General features: G+C 70.3%; 3 protein-coding genes. All 3 read right to left on the bottom strand.

Translation table 11 applies throughout. From position 1 onward, the window contains the following. Window positions 1-13: 13 nt before the first annotated feature. Genes ACFWO8_RS21300 through ACFWO8_RS21290 form a run of 3 tightly spaced genes read right to left on the bottom strand, consistent with a single transcriptional unit; the run spans window position 14 to window position 24,804 of the window. A complete protein-coding gene (locus tag ACFWO8_RS21300; RefSeq protein ID WP_378953618.1) occupies window positions 14-17,167 on the bottom strand; it encodes an amino acid adenylation domain-containing protein in 17,154 nt (5,717 codons plus the stop codon). After that, window positions 17,164-17,289, bottom strand: coding sequence for a hypothetical protein (locus ACFWO8_RS21295; RefSeq protein WP_378953616.1), 126 nt, complete (start codon window positions 17,287-17,289; stop codon window positions 17,164-17,166). The genes ACFWO8_RS21300 and ACFWO8_RS21295 overlap by 4 nt, the downstream gene beginning before the upstream one ends. Beyond that, window positions 17,290-24,804 carry an amino acid adenylation domain-containing protein gene (locus tag ACFWO8_RS21290; RefSeq protein WP_378953614.1) on the bottom strand — a complete coding sequence of 2,505 codons (7,515 nt, stop codon included), beginning with the start codon at window positions 24,802-24,804 and terminating at the stop codon, window positions 17,290-17,292. It lies immediately after the preceding gene. Window positions 24,805-24,899: the final 95 nt, after the last annotated feature.

Raw genomic sequence — 24,899 nt, 5'->3', positions numbered from 1 at the left:
GCCCGTCGTGATGTCATCGCGCTCCGGCCGCACGGTCACCGGCGTCGAGCAACTCCGCCAGCCGTGGCCCGATCTCGGCCAGCGCCGACGGCGAAGTCATCTGATCATGCACCACCGCGACCGGCCGGTCGCGCACCGCGCCGTCGACATACGGGGCCCAATTCGCCGCCGCCGCCTCGTGTCCGAGCGCGCTGAAGTACTCGAGCCTGCCGCGGAACACCGCGGGCCGGTGCTCGGCGATCAACTCGGCCGAGCGCACCGCGCTGCGATAGATCCGGCGCACCCGTTCCGGAGTGAGCACGGCCATGTTGGCCGGGATGATCGCGTGCAGCGCGGCCAGTGCGTCCTCGCTGAGTTCGCGCACGCCCGCGGCGGGCAGCGCCGCGCTGATGTCGACGCCGAGTTCGGCGAGTGCGTCGCGGACCGCGGAGTGGAAATCGGGCACGTCGATATCGGGATGGGAATCGAGCATCGCCAGCAGCGACACCTGCTCCCCCGCCGCCTGGAGTTCGGTGGCGACGGCATGGGCGAGCACACCGCCGAGCGACCAGCCCATCAGCCGGTACGGCCCGTGCGGCTGCTGGGTCCTGATCTCGGCGGCGTAGCGGCGCGCCATCTCGGCGAGCGTGCCCGGCAGGTAGCCCGCCTCGCTCAGCGCGGGTGACTGCAGACCGAAGATCGGCCGCCGTGCCGGAATGTACTGCGCCAGACCGGCGTAGCACCAGGACAGCCCGTACATCGGGTGGATGCAGAACAGTGCGCCGCCCGCCTCGGTGCCGTGCGGTACCCGGTTGCGGATGGCCAGCAGGACACCGAGGGCGTCGTCGGATTCGAGGTCGGAGGTGAGGTCGTAGTCGCCGCCGGCGGACTGGGTGGCGTCGATCCGGGCGGCCAGCGCGGCGACGGTGGCGTCGGTGAAGAACCACTGCACCCGCACCTCCGCGCCGACCCTGGTGCGCAATCGGCTGATCGCCTTGGTGGCGACCAGGGAGTTGCCGCCGAGTTCGAAGAAGTCGTCGTCGAGGCCGACCTTGCCCGCGCCGAGCACCTCCGCGTAGACCTCGGCGACGGCACGTTGCAACGGCGTGGTCGGCGGGCGGTAGGCGCGAGTGGTGAAGGCGGGGACGGGTAGGGCCTTACGGTCGAGCTTGCCGCTGGCGTTGAGCGGCAAGGACTTCAGCGTCACCAGGCTCGCCGGAACCATGTACGACGGCAGCGCCGCCCTGGCATGGGCGAGCAATGCCGATTGATCGAAACCGGCAGTGGTGGCGCCGCTTTCGATCGAGTAGCCCTCGGGGCGAGCCGACGCTCGAGTTTCCTCGAGCGGCGCCTCGGCAGGCACCACATAGCCGACCAGACGGTCACCCGTCGGGCCGTGCACCAGCGCGACCGCGGCGTGCCGGACGCTGTGGTGGTCGCGCAGGACGGCCTCGACTTCACCGAGCTCGATGCGCTGACCGCGCAACTTCACCTGGAAGTCACTGCGGCCCAGGTATTCCAGGCTCTCGTCGGCTGTCCAGCGCACGACGTCGCCGGTGCGATAGAGCCTGCCGCCACCGGGATGGGCGACGAAGCGTTCGGCGGTGAGCGTGGGCGCACCGAGGTAGCCACGGGCCAGCTGCACGCCTTCCAGGTACAACTCCCCCACCGTGCCGGGCGGGACCGGCCGCAGTTGACGATCCAGCACATGGACGCGCGTATTGGCGACCGGTACGCCGATCGGAATACCCACGGCAGGCCCGGCTTCGACCGGCGCCGCGGTCACCACGGTGGCCTCGGCGGGCCCGTACCAGTTGACCAGCGACGCCGCGGGTAGCACCTGAGCGAACCGGCGGGCGGTCGAGGACGACAGCGCCTCGCCCGCCGCGAATACCCGCCGCAGCGAGGGGAATTCGCCGCTGCCGCGATCGGCGAGGAAAGCATCGAGCATCGACGGCACGAAATGCACGGTGGTGACGGCGCGTTCGGTGATCACCTCGGCCAGGTAGGCCGGGTCACGGTGACCGTCGGGGGCGGCGATCACCACGGTGGCGCCGGTGTGCAACGGCCACAACAACTCCCAGGTGGAGATGTCGAAGGTGACCGGGGTCTTGTGCAGGACCACGTCGCCGGGGCCGTGCGGGTAGGTGCGCTGTGCCCAGCGGAACTGGTTGACCAGCTGACGATGGGTGAGCATGACACCCTTGGGCGTTCCGGTGGACCCGGAGGTGTGGATGACGTAGGCGAGATTGTCCGCCTTCGGCATCGCGAGATCCGCCACTTCGCCACTGACAGCGTCGATCTCGATGATCGGCGGGCCCGAGGTGGAGGTGAATCCGGCGGTGGCGAGCACACAGATCGGGGCCGCCGCGGCCAGCACCCGCTCGGTCCGTTCGGCCGGATGGTCCGGGTCGACCGGAACGTACGCCGCCCCGGTCCGCAGCACCGCGTAGATCGCGGTCACCAGATCGATTCCGCGCCGCATGGCGACGGCGACCAGCGTCTCCGGCCCGGCGCCACGTGCGCGAAGACCGGCGGCGAGCTGGCGCACCCGTTCGTCGAATTCCGTGTAGGTGTAGTTGGTTTCACCGTCGACCAGCGCGGTGGCGTGCGGGGTGCGCTTGACCTGCGCGTCGAACAATGACAGCAGGGTGGCCTCGTCGAGCAGTTCGGGCGCGTCGGTGGCATTGACCGTCGCCAGGGTCGCGCGCTCCTCCGCGAGCAGCACATCTATCTCGGCGATCCTGGCCTGCGGGCTGGCGGTGAATCTCGCCAGCAACATCGAAAAGCGTTGCGCCATGGCATTCGCGGTGTCCTCGCCGAACACATCGCGCAGGTACTTCACCGATACCCGGAGCTGGCCGTCGGCGACAACCTGCACGGTGAGCGGGTAGTGGGTGCCGTTGGCGGCGTCCATCCCGGTGACAGCGGCCGATCCGGACGCGGCCTGCGCGAGCCCCGCGCGGTCGACCGGGAACGACTCGAAGACGACGAGCGAATCGAACAGCGCGTCGATACCGGCGATCTCCTGGATCTCACCGAGACCCAGATAGTGATGATCGAGCAGCGCGGCCTGCTCGTCTTGCAGCCTGCGCAGCAGCTCGGCGACGGTATCGCCGGGACGCAACCGCACCCGGACGGGAATCGCGTTGAGGAACAGCCCGACCATCCGCTCCACACCGTCGAGCTCGGCCGGCCTGCCCGAGACGGTGGCGCCGAACACCACGTCGTCGCGATCCACCAGCCGGGCGATGAGCAGACCCCACGCCGCCTGGACCACGGTGTTCACCGTGACGCCGAGGCTCGCGGCGAGCTCGCTCAGTGCGGTGGTGTCGGCGGGTGAGAGGGCGAAGCCGGTTTCACCTGTGCCCGTGGCGATCTCGCGGCCCTGATCGACGGGCGCGAGCGGAGTGGGCTCGGCCAGGCCGGTGAGCGCGGTGCGCCATGCCGTCCTGGCGGCTTCGAGATCCTGATCGACGAGCCAGGCCAGGTAGTCGCGGTAGGGCGCGACCTTCGGCAACCGCCTGCTCCGACCGCCGACCACGTACGCGGTGAGCAGTTCCTGCAGCAGCAGCGGCGTCGACCAGCCGTCGATCAGGATGTGGTGGCTGGTGACCAGCAGATGCGCGGTCCCGGCGGTGCGTACCAGGGTGAACCGCAGCAGCGGCGCGGCGGCCATGTCGAAGTGCGCGGCCAGATCGGCGGCGCGAATGCGCTGGTAGGCGGCGTCGTCCGCGTCCCGACCGGCGGGCTGGGACACGCTAGCGGAGCGTGACCACGCAGGGCCCTCGGGAGGGGCGCCATCGAGCACTGTGTCGATGACCTGCCACGGCACGTCGATGTCGTCGAGCACCACCTGCAGCGGGGTGCCCGCGGCGTCGGTGGCGAACGCGACGCGCAGGTTGTCGTGCCGGTCGAGCACGGCCTGCGCCGCCTCGTGCAGTCGCTCGGCGTCCACGGACAGGTCGAGGTCGAGGACGAACTGGGTGATGTAGGGGTCGACCGAGTTCTCCGCGAGCAGCGCGTGGAACAGCATCCCCGACTGCAGCGGGGTTACCGGCCACACGTCACCGATCAGCGGGTAGCGGCGGGCCAGTCGCGTCAGCTCGGTCTGACCGAGCCGCACGAGCGGGAAGTCCGACGGCGTGAATCCACCCGCACCGGGCCGTAATCCGTGTTCGGCGAGTCCGCCGAGCGCGCGGATCCAGTGTTCGGCAAAGGTTTTGACCGCGTCCGCGGTGAGTACGGCGGTGGCGTAATCGAATCGGGCGACCAGCCCGTCATCGGTGGCGTCGACGGTGAGTGCCAGCGCCAGGTCGTCGGCGGCGACATCGGTGTGCACCCGCGCCGGGCGCAGGTCGCGCAGGCGCACCGCGAATCGGCCGCGGTCCAGCGTGCGGACGCTGTCGGAGGTCTCGGCGTCGAGGTAGCGGAGCAGACCGAAACCGGCGCCGTGGGCGGGGACCGCGCGGCGCAGTTCCTTGATCTGGGCCAGGGCCGCCCCCGCGGCGGGACCGCCGACGAGCGCGTCGGCGACGTCGACCCCGTCCAGGCGCAGTGCCAGCGGGTAGTCGGTGGTGAACCCGCCGACCACGTTCTCGGCATCGGGCCGACCGAGCAGGCGCTGGTCGGCGCGCAGCCGCACCACCGTGCCGATCACCCGTGCCGCGGCGGTGTCGGCCGCGGTGTGCAGGGCCAGCGCGGCGGCGGTGAGCAGCACCTCGTCGACGGTGGCGCGGTAGGCCTCGGCGACCGTGCGCACCGCGGTGGTGCCCTCACCGGTGATGCTCAGTGAGACCCGGTTGCGCTGGTGCAGATCGGCGGATTCACCTGCCCTGGACCGGATCGCGCGGTGCCAGTACTCGCGTTCCCCGCGCGCCGCGGCCGTGGCCGGATACTCGGCGAGTCGACGGACCAGGTCGCCGAGTCCGGCATCGGGCGCGGCGGGTGCGGCGTGGCGGCCGCGGCTCCACGCCGTGGTGAGCTGGTCGACAACGGCGCGCCACGAATTCTCGTCGAGGACAAGGGCATTCGCGACGACGACCAGGGTGGTCGAGCTACCGGCGTCGCCGGTGAGCACGAAGTGGATATTGCGGCCCTCGTCCGGGTCGAGCGCCGCGGCGGCCGCGGCGACGATGTCGTCGACGGGCAGCGAGGACTCCCCGTCTTCGGAGTCGAGCCTGCGGAAGGCGCGGCCGGTGCGTTCGTCGACCGGCGGGATACGCAACACCGGGGTATCGCCGGTGCGGTCGAGCAGCGCCCACAGCATCGGATGCTGATTCATCACCGTGGCCGCGGCGGCCGCCACGGCCTCGTCCGGGCAGTCGGCAGGCACCTCGAGCACCACCGCCCGGGGTTCCACCGCGGTCTCGCCCGCTTCGATGAGCCCAGCGGCGGTCGCGGTGAGCGGGAGCGAGGCGGACGGGACGCTCGGTTCGACGGTGACTTCGGCGCGTTCGGCGAGCGCGGCGACGGTGCGCGCGTCGAACAGGTCACGCGGTCGCAGGGCGACTCCGGCCGAGGTGGCCCGTGATACCACCTGGATGGCGGTGATGCTGTCGCCGCCGAGGGCGAAGAAGTCGTCGTCGAGTCCGACCCGGTCGTGGCCGAGGACGTCGGCGATCACCCGTGCGATGGTCTTCTCGGCGAGGGTGCGTGGCGGGCGGTATTCGCCGCGGACGGCCGCCGGGTCCGGCAGCGCGCGCCGATCCAGCTTGCCGACGGGGGTCAGCGGAATCTCGTCGAGGACGACGATCGCGGCGGGCACCATGTAGTCGGGCAGCACCTGTGCGGCGAGCGCGGTGAGCTCGGCGGTGTCGAGGTCTCTGCCCTGCTCGGCCATGACGTAGGACACCAGCATGGTCGAGCCGGTGCCGTTGTCGCGGCCGAGCGTGGTGACCCAGGCGACGCCGGGTGCGGCGGCCAGCACCGCGTCGATCTCACCGAGTTCGATGCGCAGACCACGGATCTTGACCTGGAAGTCGTTGCGGCCCACGAACTCCAGGGTATCGCCACGTCGGCGAACGAGGTCGCCGGTGCGGTAGAGACGAGCGCCTGCGGGCCCGGCGGATAGTGACCCAGCGGCCACCGGACCGAAGGGGTCGGCGATGAAGCGTGACGCGGTGAGAGCGGGGCGCCGGTGGTAGCCACGGGCGAGCTGGATGCCGCCGAGGTAGAGCTCGCCGGTGACGCCTTCGGGGACCGGGCGCAGGCGTTCGTCGAGGATCAGGGCGCGGATGCCGCGGATCGGCCCGCCCATGTGGCCGGTGTCGCCGGGGTGCAGCGCGTCGCTGATGGCGGTCATGACGGTGGTTTCGGTGGGCCCGTAACCGTTGTGGAAGTGCCGCTGGGGCAGCGTATTCCAGCGCGCGACCAGCTCGGCGGGTACGTGTTCGCCGCCGACGATCAGGGCGCGCAGACCGGGGACGCCGTCGGGGTCGAGGGTGGCCAGTACCGAAGGCGTCAGGAAGGTATGGGTGACGCCCTCGGTGCGGATCAGCTCGGCGAGTTCGGTACCGCCGACGAATCCGGCGGGCGCTACCACGAGAGTGCCCGCGCCACCGATGGCGAGCAGCAGTTCCAGCATGGACGCGTCGAACGATGGTGAGGCGAAAGCCAGTGCGCGCGTAGCGGAGTCGAGGCGGTAGCGCTGCTTCTGCTCGGCGCAGAAGTTGGCGAGTCCGGCGTGGGTGACGACGACACCCTTGGGCAGTCCGGTCGAGCCGGAGGTGTAGATCATGTACGCGGCATTGCCGGTGTTCGACGGGGCGAATAGTTCGATTTCGCGCAGGCCGACGGTCGCGCACCCGGCGATCTCGGCGGTGAACGCCCGGTCGTCGAGCGCGACCCAGCCGCCGTCGCCGGGCAGCGCGGGCAATCCGGCGAGTTCGGCGGCCAGGGTGATGCCGAAGACAGCGCCAGAGTCGCTGACCATGTGACTGATCCGCTCGGCGGGGTAGCCGGGGTCGATCGGCACGATCACCGCGCCGGTGCGCGCGATCGCCCACACCGCGAGCACCGATTCGACCGATCGCCGAATCGCCACGGCGACAGCGACTTCCGGACCGGCGCCACGGGCGATGAGACCGCGGGCCAGCTGGTTGGCGGCGGCGTCGAGCTCGGTGTAGGTGAAGCCGCGACCGTCGCCGCGCAGGGCGATGCCGGTCGGATTCGCGCGTACCGCGTCGTCCATCAACTGCGCGAGCGTGCGTTCCGGCTCGGCCACCGGGCCCGCGAACGTGGTTTGCGCGAGGAATTCGGCGGGGTCGAGCAGGTCGATATCGCCGACGGCGAGGTCGGGGTCGGCGGCCACGGCGGTGAGCAGACGGACGAACCGCCGACCGAAGCTCCGCACGGTGTTCGCATCGAACAAGTCTGTCGCGTAACTGAATTCGGCGTGCATACCGCCGTTGTCCTGCTGTTCCCGCACGGTGAGCAACAGGTCGAACTTGGCCTCGGCGGTGCGGGCATCCAGTGCGCCGACCGTGATCCCCGGCAGTTCGAACGCGACCGGGGCGAGGTTCTCGAACGACAGGGCCACCTGGAACAGCGGATGCCTGCCCGCCGACCTCGCGGGCTGGATCGCGTCGACCACCCGCTCGAACGGGACGTCGGCGTGGGCGAAGGCGCGCAGATCGGTGTCGCGGGTCTGCGTCAGCAGCGCGGTGAACGGCTCGCTCTCGGTGATCCGGCTGCGCAGCACCAGGGTGTTGACGAACATGCCGACCAGATCGTCGAGTTCACGGGCACCGCGGCCCGCGATCGGGGTGCCGATGGCGACGTCGTCGGTGCCGCTGAGCCTGGCGAGCAGCACCGCGAGCGCGGCCTGCACGACCATGAACACCGTGACGCCCTGTGTGCGGGCCAGTCCGGCGAGCTCGGCGTGCAGTGCGGCATCGATCTCGAAGGTGCTGGTGGCACCGGCGAAGGACTGCATCGCCGGGCGTGGACGGTCGGCGGGCAGCGCGATTTCCTCGGGCAGACCGGCGAGCTCGTCGTGCCAGTAGGCCAGCTGTGCGGCCGCCGTGGAGGCTGGGTCGGCTTCGTCGCCGAGTGAGCCCCGTTGCCACACCGCGTAATCGGCGTATTGCAGCGGCAGCGGCGACCAAGCGGGCGGCGCGCCTGCCGTGCGCGCGGTGTAGGCGAGGACGAGGTCGCGGGTGAGCGGCCCCATGGAGAAGCCGTCCGCGCTGATGTGGTGGGCGACGAAGACAATGACGTGGTCGTCGGCGCCGACGCGCAGCAGTCGCACCCGGACGGGAGGTTCGGCGGTGACGTCGAATCCGATGGCGACGATGCCGCGCACCTCGTCGAGGATGTCCTCGGGGGCAAGGTCGACGGGCGTCAGGTCGACCCGCATCCCGTCGGGTGCCAGCACATCCTGGAACGGCATATCCGCACGAGCTCCGCGATCCGCGGAGCCCTCGAATTCTCGGTCATTCGAGCCGACGATCCCGGTCGACGAGGCGGAGCCCGCCGGGACCGCCGAACTCGCGCGCGACCGGGTAGCGGTCCCTGCGCCGCTGACCACCGGGTAGCGGGTGCGCAGTACCTCATGGCGGGCGAACAGGTCGGCGACGGCCAGGCGCAGAGCGCGCAGGTCGAGGGCGCCGGTGAGGCGGATCGCGGCCGGGATGTTGTAGACGGTGGCATCGGGATCGAGCCGGTTGAGCAACCACATCCGCTGCTGTGCCAGCGACAACGGCACCCGCTCCGGGCGCGGTCCGGCGAGCAGCCGCGGCGTGGTGGCCTCGTCCGATCGGTGCACGCGCAGTGCGAGATCGGCCACCGTCGGCGCCTCGAACAGCAACCGGACGCCGACCGCGCGATCGAGCGCCGTCCCGATCCGGGCCGCCGCCCTGGTGGCGAGCAGCGAGTTACCGCCGAGGGCGAAGAAGTCGTCATCGGCGCCGATGGAGGCGACACCGAGGATCTCACCGTAGACCTCCGCGACCAGCTGTTCGGTGGGGGTCGCCGGGGCACGGAAGGTAGCGGCCTCGAATACCGGCGCGGGCAACACCTTTCGATCCAGCTTGCCGTTGATGGTGTAGGGCAGCTCGTCGAGAACAACGAAGGCGTCGGGCACCAGATACGTCGGCAGCTTGTCGCGCAGCACGGACTTCAGCTGTGCGACATCGAGATCCGCGCCGACCACATAGGCGACGAGCCGATCACCGAAGTGAGCGTCGGTGCGGGCCAGCACCGCGGCCTGAGTCACCCCGGGCAACCCGAGAAGGACCGCTTCCACCTCACCGGGCTCGACCCGGAACCCACGGATCTTCACTTGGAAGTCACTGCGGCCCAGATAGATCAGCTCGCCCACGCCGCGCGCATGACCAGGCTCGCCCGGTATCGGAGCGACTGCGGCGAACCCTGTCGCTTCGATCGCGGGACCACCCGTGGTGCGGGCGACGAGGTCGCCCGTGCGGTACATGCGCGCGCCGGGCTCGAAGGGGTCGGCGACGAAGCGTTCGGCGGTCAGGGCCGCCTTGCGGAGGTAGCCGCGAGCCAGCTGGACGCCACCGAGGTAGAGCTCGCCCCTGATACCGGGAGCGACGGGACGTAGGCGCTCGTCGAGGACGTACACGCGGCTGTTCCACTCGGGTGCGCCGATCGGCACGGTCAGCACATCCGCGGTGGTGACACGGTGGTCGGTGATCGAGACGGCGGCCTCGGTGGGGCCGTACAGGTTGTCGATCCTGGTGCCGGGCAACGCCTTCAGCAGACGCTGAGCCAGTGCGGCGGGCAGGGATTCACCGATCGCGAGAATGCGGGTCAGCGGGGAGCCATGCGACTCCCAGTAGCCCGACAGTGCGTCGAGCAGGGACGGCACGGCGGTCAGGGTGGTCACGCCCGCATCGGTGATGAGAGCGTCCAGGTAGGCCGGGTCGCGGTGGCCGTCGGGGGCGGCGATCACCAGGCGACCACCACAGACGGCGGCGGACCAGAATTCCCATACCGACAGGTCGAAGGTGGCGGGTGTCTTGAGCAGGAAGACATCGGCCGCGGTCGTCCCGAATTCGCCACGTAGCCACTGCAACTGGTTGATCACCGCCGCGTGCGGTACCGCCACGCCCTTGGGGCGACCGGTGGAACCCGAGGTGAAGATGACGTAGGCGGTGTTCTCCGGGTGCAGCGGTGCGCGGCGGTCGGCATCGGTGATCGGGCTGGGGTCGGCGGAGGCGATCACCGGGTGGTCGACCCGCACCACGGGCGCGGCATCGGTGCGGAAGCCGTTGGTGAGTACACAGATCGGGGCGGCCGTGTGGAGGATGTAGTCGGTACGATCGGCGGGCTGATCGGGGTCGATGGGCACGTAGGCACCGCCCGACCTGGTCACCGCGTACATGGCGACCACGAGATCGATCGACCGCGGCAGGGCGAGCGCGACCAGCGACTCCGGGCCGACCCCGATCGAGATCAGGTGGCGCGCGAGCCTGTTCACCCGTGAATCGAACTCGGCGTAGGTGAGTTCGAGGCGACCCTCTGGCAGGTCGGCGACGAGCGCGACGGTCTCGGGGCGAGCGACCAGCGGCAGCTCGGCGAGTGTGCCACCGGGAACAGCGAGATCGGCCGCACCGCTGACATTTTCGGATGCTCGCTCGGCGGCGGTACGCAGGTCGACGTCGCCGACCACCACGGCGGGTTCGCGCACTACCGCGTCGAGCAGCAGCGTCAACCGGTCGGCGAAGGCCGTCACGGTCGCTGCGTCGAAGAGATCGGTGGCGTAGGTGAAGAAGCCCTCGATGCCGGTGGGCGCGCCGTCCGCGTCGTAACCGTCGCCGACAATCAGGTGCAGATCGAATTGCGACACCGCGAGTTCCGCGGTGACCGGCGCGATCCGCAAGCCGGGCAGCTCCAGTTCGGCACGGTCCACGTTCTGGAAGGACAGACCCACCTGGAACAGCGGATGTCGCGCGGTGGAGCGCGGCGGATCGAGCACCTCGACCAGCCGCTCGAACGGAATGTCAGCGGCGGCGAACGCGGCGAGATCGCTCGTGCGCTGGGCGGCGAGCAGATCGGCGAAGGTGGCGCCACCGTCGTAGCGGGTGCGCAAGACGACGGTGTTGACGAACATGCCGATCAGATCGTCGAGTTCGCGCTCACCACGCCCGGCGACGGGAGTACCCACCGCCACCTCGGTGGTGCCGGAGAGCCGAGCCAGCAGCACGGCGAAAGCGGTGTGCAACACCATGAATACGGTCGCGCCACCAGCACGCGCGATCCGGGCGAGCGCGGCGTGCGTATCGGCATCGATGCGCACCGGCACCCGCCCACCCGCGAGGGAGGCGACAGCGGGACGCGGGTAGTCGGCGGGCAGTTCCAGCAAGTCCGGCAGATCCGCGAGTTCGGCACGCCAGAACGAGAGCTGTCGGGCAGCCGCCGAATCCGTATCGTCCTCGGTGCCCAGCCGATCCAACTGCCACAGCGCGTAGTCGGCGTACTGCACCGGCAGCGCTGCCCAGTCCGGGGCATGACCGGCGGCCCGAGCGAGATAGGCGGTGGTCACATCGCGCACCAGCGGCGCCATCGAGGAGGCGTCGGCGGCGATGTGGTGCACCACCACGGCGAGCACGTACTCAGTGGGCGCGTCCGGCTCGATCCCGGTGACGTCGAGCAGCTGGACCCGCAGCGGCACCTCGGTCGTCACATCGAACGCTGTCGACGCGAGCGCCGTCACCTGCTCGATCAGCCCGGTCACCACGGCCGACGGCCCATCGAGCGGCGCCACTGCCGAAGGCTGGTCCAGGTCGATCCCCGCCGAGCGGCCCGGACCGATCCTGCGCACAACGAGATCGAGGTCGACTTCCTCGACCGGCAGGATCTGCTGGATCGGGCCGTCGGCGGTGTCGGGGTAGATCGTGCGCAGGACCTCGTGGCGGGCCAGCACGTCGCGCAGGGCGGTGGTCAGGGCCGCGACGTCGAGGGTGCCGGTCAGGCGTAGCGCGAAGGGCAGGTTGTAGGCGGCCGCTCCGTCGTCGGCGCCCTGGTCGAAGCGGTTGAGGAACCACATGCGGCGCTGGGCGGGCGAGAGTGGCAGCTCGCTGGGACGAGGCAGGGTGCCCAGACCGCTGGTCGGTTCCGGCACCGCATCGGGGTCGAGGACTGCGGCGAGTCCGGCGACGGTGGAAGTTTCGAAGACGGTGCGTACGGCGACGCGCCCACCGGTGGCGGCACCGAGACGGGCGACCAGGCGGGTGGCGATCAGGGAGTTGCCGCCCAGCGCGAAGAAGTCGTCGTCGGCGCCGATGTCGTTGCGGCCGAGCACTTCCCCGAACAGATCGGCGACCAGCCGCTCCTGCGCGGTGCTCGGTGCGCGGAACGCCCGTGCGGTGAAGCTAGGTGCGGGTAGCGCCTTGCGGTCGAGCTTGCCGCTGGCGTTGAGCGGCAGCTCACCGAGCACGGTGATCGACGCCGGAACCATATAGACCGGAAGGGTTTTCGAGGCCACCGCCTGCAACCGAGCCGGCTCGGCGTGGTAGCCAGGGGCGGGCACCACGTAGGCGACCAACTGGTCGCCCAGTTCGGTCGAGACGACCAATGCCACTGCCTGGCTGACGGATTCGTGCGCCAACAGCGCGGTCTCGATCTCGCCGAGCTCGATCCGCTGACCACGGAACTTCACCTGGAAGTCGATGCGCCCCAGGTAGTCGAGCCGGTGGGGCGCGTTCGAGGTAGGCCGACGCCACACCACCAGGTCGCCGGTGCGATACATGCGCGCGCCCATCGCGGGGCTGGATCCGGCACCCCTGGCTGACCCGCTGCCGATGACCGGGGCGAACGGATCGGCGACGAATCGATCGGCGGTCAGGCCTGGTCGCGCGACGTAACCACGGGCGAGCTGATCGCCCGCGAGATAGAGCTCTCCCGCGATGCCGGGGGGCACCGGCCGCAGCCGCTCGTCGAGGACGTAGACGCGAGAGTTCCACTGCGGCAGCCCGATCGGCACCGAACGCTCGCCCGGTCGCGCGGGCCAGTAGGTCACCGAGACAGCGGCTTCGGTGGGGCCGTACAGGTTGTGCAACCTGGCCGAGCTGATCGCGGCCATGGCGTCGACGGTCTCCGCGGGGAGCGCCTCGCCGATGACGAAGATCTCGCGCAGTGACTCCAGGCCCGCGTGGCCCTCGGACCCGGAGTCCGCTGCTGCCTGCGCGGCGAACATCGTGAGCATCGACGGGACGAAGTCGGTGACGGTCACCTTGTGCTTGCCGATCAGATCGATCAGGTAGGCGGGGTCACGGTGGCCGTCGGGCGTGGCGAGCACCAGTTTCGCGCCGACGCGCAGCGGCATGAAGTAGCCCCACAGCGACACGTCGAAGGTGGTGGCGGTCTTCTGCAGGTACACATCACCCAGTGCGAGCGGGTATTTCGCCAGCATCCACACCAGCTGGTTGTGGATGGCGGTATGCGAGATCGCGACACCCTTGGGCTTGCCGGTGGAACCCGAGGTGAAGATGACGTAGGCCGGGTGGTCGGGGTGCAGCGGGGCGCGCAGTTCCGAGGGAAGGACCGGATCACCCGGTACCCCGGCGACATCGAGTTCGTCGAGCAACAGCAACGAGGTGCCGGGCGCGACACCGATGGCGTCGGCGCGGGTGCTCAACACGCACGCGGGCCGGGCGGTGTCGAGGATGTAGGCGATGCGCTCGGCCGGATGGTCGGGATCGAGCGGCACGTAGGCGCCACCCGCGGCGAGCACCGCGTACATGCCGATCACCAGTTCGGGCGAACGCCGGATAGCCAGGCCGACAAGGCTTTCCGGGCCGACGCCCTGCTCGATCAGCAGCCGGGCGAGGGCATTCACGCGCTCATCGAACTGCCGGTAGGTGAGCTCGGTGTCCGCGTAGACCAGCGCGGTGGCGTCCGGATGCGTCTGCACCGCACGGCGATACGCGTCGAGCATCGGTTCCGGCGGCACCGGATGACCGGTCTCGTTCCAGCTCACCAGGGTCTGCGCCCGCTCGGCCTCGGTGAGCAGGTCGATCTCGGCGATGGCGAGATCGGCGTCGGTGGTGACCGCGTCGAGCAGGCGGGTGAACCGGGCCGCCAGGGTTTCGATGGTGTCGGCATCGAACAGATCGGTGGCGTAGTTGAACGACGCGGCCATCGGTTCGGCCGGATCGGCGCCGGGCACGATCGTGAGCTGCAGGTCGAAACGTGCTACCGCACCATCGAATTCGACAACGGTGGCGTCCAGGCCGGGTAGGCGCAGGCTCGGCAGGTCGAGGTTCTGGAAGAACAGGGCAACCTGGAACAGCGGGTGATGGGCCTGCGAGCGAACCGGATCGAGCAGTTCGACCAGGCGCTCGAACGGCAGATCCGCATGGGCGAAGGCGGCGAGGTCGGCGCGTTTGGTCGCGCGCAGCAGTTCGGCGAAGCTCGCACGCGGGTCGAGGTGCGAACGCAGCACCAGCGTGTTGACGAACATGCCGATCAGGTCGTCGAGTTCACGGGCTCCGCGCCCGGCTACGGGGGTGCCGATGGCGATGTCGTCGGTGTGCGCGACGCGACCGAGCAGCACCGCGAAAGCCGCGTGCACGACCATGAATTCGGAGGTGCCGCTGCGCTGGGCGAGCCCGGCGAGCGCGGTGTGCACCGCCGCCGGGATCCGGAACCCGAATTCGGCACCGCGGCCGGTGAATACGGGCGGGCGGGGGCGATCGGTCGGCAGGTCGAGACGGTCGGGCAGACCGGCGAGCGCGCTACGCCAGTGCGCGATCTGGTCGGCGGCAACCGAATCCGGGTCGTTCTCGGAACCGAGCAGCTCGCGATGCCACAGCGTGTAGTCGGCGTACTGCACCGGCAGCGCCTGCCATCTGGGCCGCGAACGGTTGCGGCGCGCGAGGTAGGCGCCGAGCAGGTCACGCAGCAGCGGTGCGACCGAAGCGCCGTCGGCGGTGATGTGGTGCAAGGCCACGGCGAGCACATGATCGTGCGGGCCGAGCTCGCCCAGCGCCACCCGGAACGGCACGCCGGCGGCGACATCGAACCCGGTACCAGCGAATTCGGCCAGCCACAGCGGCAATTCGTCCTCGGTGAGCGAGTCGACCAGCACATCGGGGACAGCCTCGGCCATCGGGAGGACGACCTGGTGGCCGACACCGTCGACCACGGCGCCGTCATCGCCGGAGCGCGCGGCACGCTCGTCGGCGGTGTAGACCGGGTACCACGTGCGCAGGGATTCATGCCGGCTCACCAGGTCCGACAGCGCCGCGTGCAGTGCGCGCGCGTCGAACGGTCCGGACAGGCGCAGCGCGAACGGGATCGTCTCGGCCGTGGAACTCGGATCGAACTGGTTGAGGAACCACATCCGCTGCTGTGCCGGCGAGAGCGGGATCAGCTCGGGACGGCCGCGAGGGACCAGCGGTGCGTGCCCGCCCGCACCCTTCAGCGGCTCGAGCAGCACGGCAAGTCCTGCGACAGTGGGACTTTCGAAGACGTGACCCGCGGGCACCCGCGCCGAGAGCTCCGCCCCGAGGCGCGCCGCCGCCCGCGTGGCGAGCAGCGAATTGCCGCCGAGGGCGAAGAAGTCGTCATCGGCGCCCACCGGGTTGGCCGGCGCGAGCAACTCGGTGAAGATGTGCGCCACAAGCTCTTCCATCGCACCCGAGGGCGCCCGGAATTCCTCGGCACGCAGGGTCGGTGCGGGCAGCGCGGCCCGATCGAGTTTGCCGACCGGCGTCAACGGAATGGTGTCGAGCACGGTCAGCGCGGTCGGCACCATATGCGCGGGCAGACCGGCCCTGGCGTGCTCGAACAGCTGGTCGGTGTCGATTCGCGCGCCGGGTGCGGCGTGCACATACGCGGCGAGAATCGTTGTGCCGTTGTCGAGTTCGTGACCCACGGTCACCGCGAAGTCGACAGTGCCGTGCTCGGTCAGCACGGTGTCGATCTCACCCAGCTCGATCCGGAAGCCACGCACCTTCACCTGGAAGTCGTTGCGCCCCACGAACTCGATCGCACCGTCTACCCGGCGACGCACCAGGTCGCCGGTGCGGTACATCCGCCCATCGCCCCCGGCGAACGGATCGACGACAAAGCGCGACGCGGTCAAACCAGGCTGACGGTGATAGCCACGCGCCAACCCGTTACCGGCGATATACAGCTCGCCGATCATCCCGTCGGGGACCCGGACCAAGCGCTCGTCGAGCACGTACTCGGTCACCCCACGCAGCGGCGCCCCGATGTTCATCGTGTCGCCGACCACCAGCGGCGCGCTGATATTCGTCACGATGGTGGTCTCGGTCGGCCCGTAACAGTCGTGGAACCGGCGTGCATCCGTGGCCCAGCGCCGGATCAGGTCCGGCGGGCACGCCTCGCCACCGGTCGTGACCACGGCCAGCGCGTCCAGCCCGACCGGATCGAGCGAGGCCAGCGCGGCGGTGGTGATGAACATGTGCGTGACGGCTTCCCGACGCAGCACCTCGGCCAGCTCGGCGCCGCCGAGAATGCCCGCGGGCACGAGCACCATCGTGGCCCCGGCACCCACCGCCATCAGCAATTCGAGGACGGCCGCGTCGAACGAGGGCGACGCGAAATGCAGGGTGCGCGAGGTCGGCTCGATCGCGTAGTGCGCGCGCTGCTCGGCGCAATACCCGGCCAGCCCGGCGTGGGTCACCACAACGCCCTTGGGCAGGCCGGTGGAACCGGAGGTGTACACCACGTAGGCGGGGTGCTGTAGCCGCAGCGGGCGCACCCGGTCGGCGAAGGTCACCGGATCACCGGGCTGATCGTCGGTGGCGCGACGCACGGCGTCGTCGTCGAGGCACAACCAATCGAGCGCACCGGGCAATCGGTCGACCGCCGCACCGACCGCGACGCCGAGCACCGCACCGGAATCGCCCAGCATGTGACGCACTCGCGCGGGCGGGTAGTTCGGGTCGACCGGCAGGAACGCCGCGCCGGTCTTGGTCACCGCCCACATCGCCAGCACCGATTCCGGCGAACGCGGAATGCCGAGGGCCACCACGTCCTCGGGCCCGACACCACGGGCGATCAGCAGCCGGGCCAGCCGGTTGGACCGTTCGTCGAGCTCGGCATAGGTCCACTGCACCGGCGCGGACACGCCGTCGTCCCACGACAGCGCGAGGCCGCCGGGGTTGGATTCCACCGCCACGGACAGCAGTTGCGGCAGCGACTTTCCGCGCTGCCGGGCCCGGGCGCCGGACGCCCTGTTCGCCCGGGTCACGACAGGTCCATCCGATCGTCGGAGTCGACTTGCCGTTGCCCGGTCATGCACACCTCGTACCGATATCGACGCGCACTGCCACGTTCGCGCACCGCGCGCGGACCAGTCAGTGTTCGTTCCACCTATCCATCCATCCCGATCACCGTGCGCCGCTCGTGCGGCTGCCCGGCGTTGCCGATCATCTCACTGAGCGCGACAATCCTCGCACCTGTCCCGTCTCCGGGTTCGGCGACGGCCACCGCGGACTCGGTGAACACGTGGCTCACCTCGTCCGCACCCCCCTGGTCTGCCCCCATCACCAGCGTCGCGCCCGCGATCGCGGCCGCGACGATCTCGAGCACGCCCGCCACCGAATCCGGTCGGCCCGCCGCTCGCGTCCGTGATTCGAAGTTGAGCCCGGTGCGCTCGGCGACCTGCTCGGCCGCGGTCGCCAGCTCGTCGTAGCTCAGCGTGCGGCCACCGCCGACGAAGGCCACATCGTCACCGCGCAGGGCGCGGGTGCGGTGGGCGTAGCCGATCGGGCGCGGTGATTCCGCGGCCAGTTCGGCGCGCAACGCCGGATCGGCGAGGTCGTACCAGTCCAGGCCGTCGGGTGCGTCGAGGATGTCGATGGTCAGGCCGAGTTTCACCTCGAGGCTGCCCGGCAGGCCCGCGTCCATCGTCATCAGCGGCACCACCGCGGCACCGGCCTTGAGCACCGCCCAGGTCGCGATCGCCGCGTCCACCCCGCGGTCGAGGCGGATCGCGACTCCGGTGCCGGGCCCGGCGCCGCGGGCGATCAGCGAGCGTGCCAATTGCGAGGAGCGGGCATCGAATTCGGCGTACACGATCTCGGATTCACCCAGATCGAGAGCGGGCGCGTCCGGGTCCTCCTCCACCGCCGATGCCAGTTCCTGCGCCAGCGCGGCACCGTTGGCCGACGGTGCGGGCGCATAAGCCGCGGCGGTCAGTTCGCGTTCGCGTTCGCTGGCGTCGCGCAGGTCGATATCGCCGACTCGCACCGCGGGATCGGCGACGACCGCGGTGACGATCTCGGTGAGCCCGCGTGCGAAGGCCGCGACGGTGTGCTCGTCGAAAAGGTCGGTGGCGTAGGTGAACACGACGCCGATCTCGTCGGGTTCGCCGGTCGCGGACAGGCGCGGTTCGACATTGACCTGGAGGTCGAACTTGGCCGGCCGGGCCGCGAGGTCCATCGCCTCGATGGTGAGGCCGGGCAGGCGCAGCACGGGTGTCTCGTTGTTGTGGAACGAGAGCACCACCTGGAACAGCGGGTTGTGCGACACGGTGCCGGTCGGGGCCACCTCCTCCACCACGCGCTCGAACGGCAGGTCGGCGTTGGCGAACGCGGCGAGGCCGACTTCGCGGGCGGCGCTGACCAATTCGTCGAACCCGTGTCGCGGGTCGACTTCGGTGCGCAAGGTCAAGGTGTTGACGAACATGCCGACCAGGTCGTCGAGTTCGGGTTCGCCGCGGCCTGCGATCGGGGTGCCGATCGCGATATCGGTGCTGCCGGAGATCCGGGCGAGCAGCACGGCCAGTGCCGCGTGCACGACCATGAACAGCGACGCGTTGTGCCTGCGGGCGATCTCGGCGAGGCCGACGTGCACGTCGGCGGGCAGAGTGGTGCTCACGTCGGCGCCGCGCAGCGAGGCGTGCGAGGGGCGCGGATGGTCGTGCGGGAGTTCGACCGCGCCGACCTGGCCGGACAGGGTGTGCCGCCAGAATCCCAGCTGCCTCGCGGCGGTGGAGTTCTCATCCGATTCCGAACCGAGTACCTCGCGCTGCCACAGCGCGTAGTCGGCGTACTGCACGGGCAGTGGCGCCCAGGCGGGTGAGCGGCCTTCGACGCGGGCCCGGTAGGCGATCACGAGGTCACGGGCCAGCGGAGCAAGGGAGGCACCGTCGGCGATGATGTGCTGCACCACCACGGCGAGCACATACTCTTCCTCCGCGAGCGGGTCGTCGGCGGGAGAGGTGAACAGCCCGGCGCGCAGGGGAACTCGCTCGGCGACGTCGAAACCGCCCGCGAGCAGGCGGATTACCCGCTCGCGCGGATCGTCGCACTCCTCGAGCGCGAGGCCGGTCGGCAACACGGCGCTCACGGGCAGGATCTCCTGGTACGGAACGGCTTCGGCGTCGTCGGCCGGGAAGCGGGTACGCAGCGCCTCGTGCCGTTCGAGCACATCGGCGACGGCGTAGCGCAACGCCGAGGTGTCGAGCGCGCCGCGCAGCCGCAGGACCAGCGGGATGTTGTACGCCGGTGAGTCGGGGTCGATGCGGTTGAGCAGCCACATCCGCTGCTGCGCGGGCGAGAGCGGAATGACGCCACGATCCTGCGCCGGGATCAGCGGCGGTCGTGGCGCGGCCACCGAGCCCGGGCGCACGCGGGCGGCGAGCGAGCTCACGGTCGGCGCCTCGAACAGGTCACGCACCACCAGATCGGTGCTGAGCGCATGGTCGATGCGGGCGACGGCCCTGGTGGCAAGCAGCGAGTTGCCGCCGCGGTCGAAGAAGTTGTCGTCCAGGCCGATCTCGGGCACGCCGAGCAGGGTCGCGAATACCTCGGCGACGCTGAGTTCGATGGGCGTGGTCGGCGCGCGGAAGGTGGTGGCGGCGGTGAACTCCGGTGCGGGCAGTGCGGCCCGGTCGAGTTTGCCGTTGGCGGTCATCGGCAGTTCGGGAACCACCACGACGGCGTCGGGAACCATGTAGCCGGTGAGGAATTCGGCGACCGCGGCACGCACTTCCAGCGGGTCGAGAGCGGTGGCCGCGGCGTCTTCGCCGGTGGACTCCGCACCGCCGTCGCCCCGTCCGAAGCGTGCCCCAACCGGGCCCTTCGCCCCGGCGACATCGTCCACGGCACCTGTCGCCGCGACGACGTAGGCGATCAGGCGGTCACCGGCGTGCTCGTCGGCGCGCACGATGACCGCGGACTGCCCGACGCCGGGGACGCGGAGCAGGGCGGCCTCGATCTCGCCCGGTTCGACACGGAAACCACGCAATTGGACCTGCTGGTCGCCGCGGCCACCGTATTCGAGGGTGGGGGTGCCCCGGAAACCGATCCAGCGGCCGAGGTCGCCGGAGCGGTAGCGGCGGGCGCCCGGCTCGCCGAACGGATCTGCCACGAAGCGGGTGGCGGTGAGACCCGGCTTGCCGAGGTAACCGCGCGAGAGTTGGTTACCCGCGATGTAGAGCTCACCGGCGACGCCGAAGGGCACCGGGCGCAGACGGTCATCGAGGACGACCACCGACAACCCCGGCAGCGCGCGGCCGATGAGGCTGCCGGGTAGTTCGGCGGCATTGTCACGCGGCGCTACCTCCGCGTCCGCGTGGTCGGAGTTCGCACCACTTCCCGCCCGGTCGGCCACGATGTCCGCGGTCCGCGAGGTCAGCACCTGATGGGAGACATGGACGGTCGTCTCGGTGATGCCGTACATGTTGACGAGTTCCGGTGCGCCCGCGCCGTTTCCGTAGCGGTCGTACCAGCGGTTGAGCTTGCGGGGGTCTAAAGCCTCGCCACCGAAGACCACGTAACGCAACGGTAGCGGCGTGGCGCCCGCGGCCTGCGCGGCGCGGTCGGCCTCGTCGAGTTGGGCGAAGGCGGTGGGGGTTTGACTCAGCACCGTCACGTGTTCACGGGCCAGCAGTTCGCGGAATTCGATCGGCGAACGGGAGGTGAGATGGTCGACGACGACCACCGACGAGCCACCGGCCAGCGCGCACCACAGTTCCCAGATCGAGAAGTCGAAGGCGAAGGAGTGGAACACCGTCCACACATCGTCCTCGTCGAAGGAGAACAACATCTGGGTGTTGGCGAACAGCTCGAGCACATTGCGATGGGTCACGCCGACGCCCTTGGGCAGACCGGTGGAACCCGAGGTGTAGATGACGTAGGCGAGGTGATCCGGACGCAGCGGGGCGCGGCGTTCGCCGGAATGCAGGGGGGCATCGGTGTAGACGGGTTGCTCGTCGAGCAACACCACGGGCAGGCCCGCGAGAGGCGGCAGCAGTTCGCTCTCCGCCGAGGTTGTCAGCAGCACAGCGGGTTTCGCGTCAGCGACGATGTAGTCGAGGCGCTGCGCGGGGTAGCTGGAGTCGATCGGCAGATAGCCCGCACCTGACAGGAGCACCGCGAGCAAGGCGACCGGTAGCTCCTCGGTGCGCGCAACAGCAACGGCGACCAGGGTTTCCGGGCCCGCGCCCTGCGCGATGAGCGCGCGGGCGAGAGCCGATGCCCGGCCGAGGAGGCCGGCGAAAGTGAGGGACCGCTCCCCCGCCCTGATCGCGATCGCCTCGGGCCGCTGTCGCGCCTGGGCGGTGATCAGGTCGGCGAGCGTCACCTCTGGCACCGAGATGCCGGGCGAAGTGCCTTCGCGCAGCACGAGTTCACGCTCGCCGGGGGCGAGCACGTCGATATCGCCGACCGGCTTCGCCGGCTCGGCCACCACCGCGGCGAGGACCCGCGTCCAGCGGTCGGCGAAGTCGGCGACCGTGGCACGGTCGAAAAGGTCGGTGGCATAGACGAAAGTGGCCGCCATGCCCTGCGGTGCGCCGTCGGCGCCGATGTGTTCGGCGAGCTCCACCTGCAGGTCGAACTTCGCCAGCGGCACCGTGAAGTCGGCGGCGGACACGGCGAGGCCGGGCAGCGCGAGATCGGTGCGGGCCAGGTTCTGGAAGGTCAGCATCACCTGGAACAGCGGGTGCCGTGCGGTCGAACGCACCGGTTCCAGCAGATCGACGAGCCGCTCGAACGGCACGTCGGCGTGCCCGAAGGCCGCGAGATCACGGGATCTGACCTCGGTGAGCAACTCGGCGAAGTTCGCCGCCGGATTCACCTCGGTGCGCAGGACCAGCGTGTTGACGAACATGCCGATCAGGTCGTCGAGTGCCTGTTCACCACGACCGGCGACCGGGGTACCGATCGCGATGTCGCGGGTGCCGGAGAGCCGGGCCAGCAGCATGGCCAGCGCGGTGTGCACAACCATGAACAGGGTGGCGTTGTGCTCGCGGGCCAGCGCGGACAGACCGGCGTGCACCGAGGCGGGCACCTGAACGCTCAGCGACCCGCCTGTCCGGTTCGACACGGCGGGACGCGGCCGGTCGGTGGGCAGTTCGAGCTGTTCGGGCAGGCCGGACAGAGTCTTTCGCCAGAAGGCCACTTGCGCGGCGAGCAGCGAATCCGGGTCGTTCTCGGCGCCGAGCAGTTCGCGCTGCCACAGCGTGTAGTCGACGTACTGCACCGGCAGCGGCGGCCACTGCGGCGCGCCGCCACCGCGGCGTTCGGCGTAGGCGGTGAGCAGATCCCTGGTCAGCGGCGCGAAGGAGAATCCGTCGGCGGCGATGTGGTGCACCACGCAGACCACGACGTGCTCGTTGTCCGAGATCGCCAGCACCCGCACCCGCACCGGCGGACCGGCGGTCACGTCGAAGCCGGTCAGCGCCGCGGCCCCGATCGCCTCGGTGAGCCCGTCCTCCGCCACCTCGACGACCTCGAACTCGGGCACCGCGGCAGGGTCGCCCGCCGCCAGCACCAGCTGGTGGCCTTCACCGTCGAGCACCGCGCCGTGCCCCGCGGAACCGACGCCGTCGGATACCGGATAGACCGTGCGGAGCACTTCGTGGCGCGCGATCAGGTCGTCGATCGCGGCGCGCAGGGCGGGCAGGTCGAGGCGGCCGGAGAGGCGGACCGCGACCGGGATGTTGTCCACGGCCGAGGCAGGATCGAAGCGGTTGAGGAACCACATCCGCTGCTGGGCATAGGACAACGGCACCAGCTCGGGGCGCGCACGCGCCGTCAGCGGGAGCGCGTGCGCCGTCAGCCGTTGCTGCTCGGCCCGATTGGCGAGTGCGGCGACGGTCGGCGCTTCGAAGACCGCTTGCACCGGTACCCGCACGTCCAGCGCGGCACCGATGCGCGCGACCGCCTGGGCCGCGAGTAGCGAGTCGCCACCCAGTTCGAAGAAGTCGTCGTCGGCGCCGACCCGGCCCGCGCCGTCACTCAGCAACAGCGCGGCGAACACATCGGCGACCACCTGTTCGGCCGGGGTGGCGGGCGCGCGGAAGCCGCGCGCGGTGATCACCGGCGTCGGCAGCGCGGCACGATCGAGCTTGCCGACCGAGGTCAGCGGCAGCGCGTCGAGGACCATGATGACCGACGGAATCATGTACGCGGGCAACGATTCCGCGAGGAACTCCGCCACTGCCCCGGTGTCGACCGGCTGGCCGGCGCGCGGCAGCACATAGGCGACCAGCGCCGTCGCGCCCGATTGCATCGTCTTGCCGAGCGTCACCGCGTAATCGAGGTCGGGGTGGGCGGTGAGCGCGTTGTCGATCTCGCCGAGCTCGATCCGGAACCCGCGCACCTTCACCTGGAAGTCGGTGCGGCCCAGGTATTCCAGCGTGCCGTCGTGTTCGAATCGGCGCACCAGGTCGCCGGTGCGGTACAGCCTGCCCGGGCCGAACGGCGAGGCGACGAAACGTTCCGAAGTGAGTCCTGGCCTGCCGAGATACCCCTGTGCGAGCGCGGGGCCGGACAGGTACAGCTCGCCGACCACCCCGGCGGGCACCGGGCGCAACCGCGCGTCGAGCACGTACAAGCCCATGCCGGGCACCGCGTTGCCGATGGTGATCGGCGCGTGCGCCCGCAGCGCCGCGGTGCTGGTGGCCAGGATCGTGGCCTCGGTGGGCCCGTACCCGTTGTAGAACGCACGCCCACCGGTTGCCCAGCGGCCGACCAGCTCCGGACCGAACCGGTCGCCCGCGACGATCACGGTCGCCAGATCCGGCAGCCCGGCCGGGTCGACCGACTCGAGCGCGCCCGGGGTGATCAGCAGGTGGGTGATGCGTTCGCGGCGCAGCAGGTCCGACAGTTCGAAACCGCCGAACACCCGCGGCGGCGAGATCACCAGCGTCGCACCGACACCGAATGGCAGCAGCAGCTCGAGCACCGACACATCGAAATTCGGTGAGCAAACATGCAGCACATGCGAATCAGGCTCGACGCCATAGTGTTCGCGCTCGGCGGCGACCAGCGTGGCCAGCCCGGCATGGGTCACCACGACGCCCTTGGGCTTGCCGGTGGAGCCCGAGGTGTAGATGACGTAGGCGGGATGCAGTTCGTCGATCGGGCGGACCCGGTCGGCGTAGCTCACCGCGTGCGCGGGCCGCACGGCGATGCGTTCGGCGACCACGGGGTCATCGAGTTCGATCCAGTACGCGGTGGTGCCGAGGCAGGCGCGATGGGCCGCGGTGGTCAGGCCGATGGTCGCGCCGGAGTCGGCCACGATATGGGCGATCCGGTCGGCCGGGTAGGCCGGGTCGACCGGCACATACGCGGCGCCGGTCTTGGCGATCGCCCACACCGCGAGCACGGATTCGATCGAGCGGGCGATCGCGATCGCGACGACATCGCCCGCGCCCATGCCACGGTCGATGAGTTCACGTGCCAGGCGCGAGGACTGCTCGTCGAGCTCGCGATAAGTGAGGTTCTGTTCCGCGCCGGGCATCCCGGTCGGGTTGTAACGCAGCGCGATCGAATCGGCCGCGGACTCGACGGCGGCCGTGAGCAGCTGACCGAACAACGGTGCACCGGGAGCACGTCGGCGGCCGGTACGGCCCGTGCGGCGGGGGGTTTCCACAGACCAATACACCTCTCGCGTCCGGCGGCCGAGTCGGACACAGCATAGCCACACCTATATAGCTACTGCCGACCGTCGCCGAGGTGTGCGCCACG

Source organism: Nocardia sp. NPDC058480, from assembly GCF_042720495.1.
GTDB lineage: Bacteria > Actinomycetota > Actinomycetes > Mycobacteriales > Mycobacteriaceae > Nocardia.
This window is presented reverse-complemented; position numbering and strand designations above follow the sequence as displayed.